The organism is Pseudomonas sp. GCM10022186, from assembly GCF_042656385.1.
In the GTDB taxonomy this organism is placed as follows: Bacteria; Pseudomonadota; Gammaproteobacteria; order Pseudomonadales; family Pseudomonadaceae; genus Metapseudomonas.
Genome location: NZ_JBHSOU010000063.1, coordinates 283,810 through 288,050, shown reverse-complemented (window position 1 = coordinate 288,050; position 4,241 = coordinate 283,810). Strand labels below are relative to the sequence as shown.

4 protein-coding genes and 1 pseudogene are annotated in these 4,241 nt (G+C 67.5%); all 5 read right to left on the bottom strand.

What is annotated here, in order from left to right; all coding sequences use genetic code 11:
- Positions 1–788, bottom strand: a 788-nt coding sequence (locus tag ACFPU0_RS22375; RefSeq protein WP_377693711.1) for an aldehyde dehydrogenase family protein, incomplete at its 3' end; no start/stop codon positions are given.
- A 154-nt stretch (positions 789–942) separates the two neighbouring features.
- A complete protein-coding gene (locus tag ACFPU0_RS22370; protein WP_377695481.1) occupies positions 943–1,749 on the bottom strand; it encodes an ABC transporter permease in 807 nt (268 codons plus the stop codon).
- Positions 1,739–2,689, bottom strand: coding sequence for an ABC transporter permease (locus ACFPU0_RS22365; protein WP_377695480.1), 951 nt, complete (start codon positions 2,687–2,689; stop codon positions 1,739–1,741). The genes ACFPU0_RS22370 and ACFPU0_RS22365 overlap by 11 nt, the downstream gene beginning before the upstream one ends.
- A 1-nt stretch (position 2,690) precedes the next feature.
- Complete coding sequence (locus tag ACFPU0_RS22360) at positions 2,691–3,716, bottom strand: ABC transporter ATP-binding protein (RefSeq protein WP_377695478.1); 1,026 nt, start codon at positions 3,714–3,716, stop codon at positions 2,691–2,693.
- A gap of 176 nt (positions 3,717–3,892) precedes the next feature.
- Positions 3,893–4,241, bottom strand: a pseudogene (locus ACFPU0_RS22355) (spermidine/putrescine ABC transporter substrate-binding protein); the annotation flags it as partial.

The window sequence follows — 4,241 nt, the reverse complement described above, 5'->3', positions numbered from 1 at the left end:
GCGTCGATGTCGGCGTCGTCGAAGATGATCACCGGGGCCTTGCCGCCCAGTTCCATGTGCATGCGCTTCACGCTGTCGGCGGTGCCACTGATGATGCGGCTGCCAGTGGCCACCGAACCGGTGAGGGAGACCATGCGCACCTTCGGGTGGGTCACCAGCGGCTCGCCGACGCTCGGGCCCCGGCCGAACACCAGGTTGACCACGCCGGCGGGGAACAGCTCATTGATGAGCTCGGCCAGCTTCAGCGCGGTCAGCGGGGTCTGCTCGGAGGGCTTGAGCACCACGGTGTTGCCGGCGGCGAGCGCCGGGCCGAGTTTCCAGGCGGCCATCATCAGCGGGTAGTTCCAGGGCGCGATGGAGGCGACCACGCCGATGGGGTCGCGGCGGATCATCGAGGTGTGGCCGGGCAGGTATTCGCCGGCGGCGGAGCCGCTCAGGCAGCGGCTGGCGCCGGCGAAGAAGCGGAACACGTCGGCGATGGCCGGCAGCTCGTCGTTGAGCGCGGCGGCGTAGGGCTTGCCGCAGTTCTGCGATTCCAGGCGGGCGAGTTCCTCGGCGTGGGCGTCGATCTTGTCGGCCAGTTTCAGCAGCAGGCCGGCGCGCTCCTTCGGCGGGGTCTGCGACCAGGCCGGGAAGGCGGCATCGGCGGCGCGCACGGCGGCGTCGACCTGGGCCGGGGAGGCTTCGGCGATCTCCACCAGGGCGGTGCCGAGGGAGGGGTTGAGCACGGCGAGGCCGGGGCCTTCGCCGGCGACGAACTGGCCGTTGATCAGGAGTTTGGTTTGCATGGGGGCGTCCTCGCGTTTTGCCCCCTCTCCCTTCAGGGAGAGGGTTGGGGAGAGGGCTGCGCATTTATCCGGCAGCCGCGTGTTCTGGGCCTGGCACCCTCTCCCCCGACCCCTCTCCCTGAAGAGGAGAGGGGCCGGGGGAGAGGAACCTCGTTTACTTCCCGCTACCCGCCACGCTCTCGCCGCCCTTGGTCAGGTAGTAGGCGGCGAGGATGGGCAGCATGGTCACCAGCATCACCAGCATGGCGACCACGTTGGTCACCGGGACGTCGCGCGGGCGGCTGAGCTGGTTGAGCAGCCAGATCGGCAGGGTGCGCTCGTGGCCGGCGGTGAAGGTGGTGACGATGATCTCGTCGAAGGACAGCGCGAAGGCCAGCATGCCGCCCGCCAGCAGGGCCGAGCCGAGGTTCGGCAGGATGATGTGGCGGAAGGTCTGCCAGCCGTCGGCGCCCAGGTCCATCGAGGCTTCGATGAGGCTGTGGGAGGTACGGCGAAAGCGCGCGATCACGTTGTTGTGGACGATCACCACGCAGAAGGTGGCGTGGCCGATGACGATGGTCAGCAGCCCCGGCTCGATGCCCAGCCCCTTGAACGCCGAGAGCAGGGCGATGCCGGTGATGATGCCGGGCAGGGCGATGGGCAGGATCAGCATCAGCGAGATGCCTTCCTTGCCGAAGAAGCTGCGGCGGTACAGCGCGGCCGCGGCCAGAGTGCCCAGCACCAGGGCGATCAGGGTGGACAGTGCGGCCACCTGTGCCGACAACTTGATCGCTTCCACCACGTCTTCGCGGCCGAAGGCGACGCTGAACCAATGCAGCGTGAAGCCCTGGGGCGGGAAGCTGAAGGCGGCGTCTTCGGTGTTGAAGGCGTACAGGAAGATGATCAGGATCGGGATGTGCAGGAAGGCCAGCCCGCCCCAGGCGGCGGCTTTCAGGCCCCACGAAGCTTTCTCAGAGTGCATCGAAGGCCCCCAGGCGTTTGACGATGGACAGGTAGACGGCGATCAGCACGATCGGCACCAGGGTGAACGCGGCGGCCATGGGCATGTTGCCGATGGCGCCCTGCTGGGCGTAGACCATGCTGCCGACGAAGTAGCCGGGCGGGCCCACCAGCTGCGGCACGATGAAATCGCCCAGGGTGAGGCTGAAGGTGAAGATCGAGCCGGCGGCGATGCCCGGCACCGACAGCGGCAGGATCACCTGCAGGAAGGTCTGGCGCGGGTGCGCACCGAGGTCGGCCGAAGCTTGCAGCAGGGACGGCGGCAGGCGCTCCAGGGAAGCCTGGATCGGCAGGATCATGAAGGGCAGCCAGATATAGACGAACACCAGGAAGCGCCCCAGGTGCGAGGTGGACAAGGTATTGCCGCCCACGCCGGGAACGCCCAGCAGCAGCTCCAGCAACGGCTGCAGGTGCAGCGCCTGGACGAACCACATCACCACGCCACCCTTGGCCAGCAGCAGGGTCCAGGCGTAGGCCTTGACGATGTAGCTGGCCCACATGGGCATCATCACCGCGATGTAGAAGAACGCCTTGGTCTTGCCCGTGGTGTAGCGCGCCATGTAGTAGGCGATGGGGAAGGCCACGGCGGCGCTGGCAATGGACACGGCGATGGCCATCCCCAGGGTGCGCAGGATGATGTCGAAGTTGGCGGCCTGGAACAGCGCGGCAAAGTTGGCCAGCGTCAGGTCCGTCGACACCGCCATGGTGAAGTCGTCGAAGGTGTAGAAGCCCTGCCAGAGCAGCGTCAGCAGCGAACCCAGGTAGATGGCGCCGAACCACAGCAGCGGCGGCACCAGCAGCAGCGAGAGGTACAGGGTCGGGCGGCGGTAGAGCAGGCCCGACAGCCGGCGCATCGGACCAACGGCGGCCCGGGGCCGCTCGGCGTTGAGGGTCAGTTCCATGTCACACGCCCTCGGCCAGCCGGACCATGGCGTCGCGGGCCCAGCGCGCGGTCACCACCTGGCCCTGCTGGTGCAGCGGCGCGGCGTCCTGCCATTGGCTGTTGGCCAGGCTGACGCAGAGGTTCTGGCCGTTATCCAGGCGGATCTCGTAGCGGGTGGCGGCGCCCTGGTACTGGATGTCGTGGAGCAGGCCGCGGATTTCCACCTCCTGGCTGCCGATCTCGCCCTGGGCGAAGCGGATGTGCTCGGGGCGGATGGAGAAGGGCTGGTCGAGGCCGGTGAGCTGGCGTGCCAGGTCGCCGCGCAGCACGTTGGAGGTGCCGACGAACTCGGCGACGAAGGGCGTGGCCGGCTTCATGTAGAGGTTGCGCGGGGTGTCCACCTGCTCGATGCGGCCCTTGTTGAACACCGCCACGCGGTCGGACATGGACAGCGCCTCGCCCTGGTCGTGGGTGACGAAGATGAAGGTGATGCCGAGCTGGCGCTGCAGCTTCTTCAGCTCGCTCTGCATCTGCTCGCGCAGCTTGAGGTCGAGGGCGCCCAGGGGCTCGTCCAGCAGCAGCACGCGCGGGCGGTTGACCAGCGCGCGGGCCAGGGCTACCCGCTGGCGCTGGCCGCCGGAGAGTTGCGCGGGTTTCCTGTCGCCATAGCCGGCCAGGGCTACCATGCCGAGGGCTTCCTCGGCGCGGTTGAGGCGCTCGGCTTTCGCCACGCCCTTGACCTTCAGCCCGTAGGCGACGTTGTCGCGCACGTTCATGTGCGGGAACAGGGCGTAGTCCTGGAACACCGTATTCACGTCGCGCTCGTAGGGTGGCAGGCCGGCGGCCTCCTCGCCGTGGATGCGGATGGAACCCGAGGTGGGCTGCTCGAAGCCGGCGATCAGGCGCAGGCAAGTGGTCTTGCCCGAGCCCGAGGGGCCGAGCATGGAGAAGAACTCGCCGTCCCTGATATCGATGGATACCCGGTCGACGGCCTTGACCTCGCCGAACTGGCGGGAAACCTGGGTGAACTGGACGGCAAGTGTCATGGTGCGGTGCTCCGGTGAAGCAAAAAGGTACTGGCGTTGCGCGGATTGGCTCCCTCTCCCTTCAGGGAGAGGGTTGGGGAGAGGGGAGCATCAACCGCTCGGTGTTTCAGAGAGACTCAGAACAGCCCCCTCTCCCGGAGGGAGAGGGGTGACTTCTGCTGAGAGATTGGTGCGAATTACCTTCCACCCATGATCGCGATGTAGTCCTGGGTCCAGCGGCTATAGGGCACGAACTTGCCGCCCTCGGCCTGCGGGGTCTTCCAGAAGGCGATCTTGTCGAACTGTTCATAGCCGTTGGTGGCGCAGCCCTCGGCGCCGAGCAGGGTGCTGGCCTTGCAGCCTTCGGGAACCGCGGGCAGGGAGCCGAACCAGGCGGCCAGGTCGCCCTGGACCTTGGGTTCCAGGGACCAGCTCATCCACTTGTAGGCGCAGCTCGGGTGCTTGGCGTCCACATGCAGCATGGTGGTGTCGGCCCAGCCGGTAACGCCCTCTTTCGGGAACACGGTGGCCACCGGTTGGCCCTCG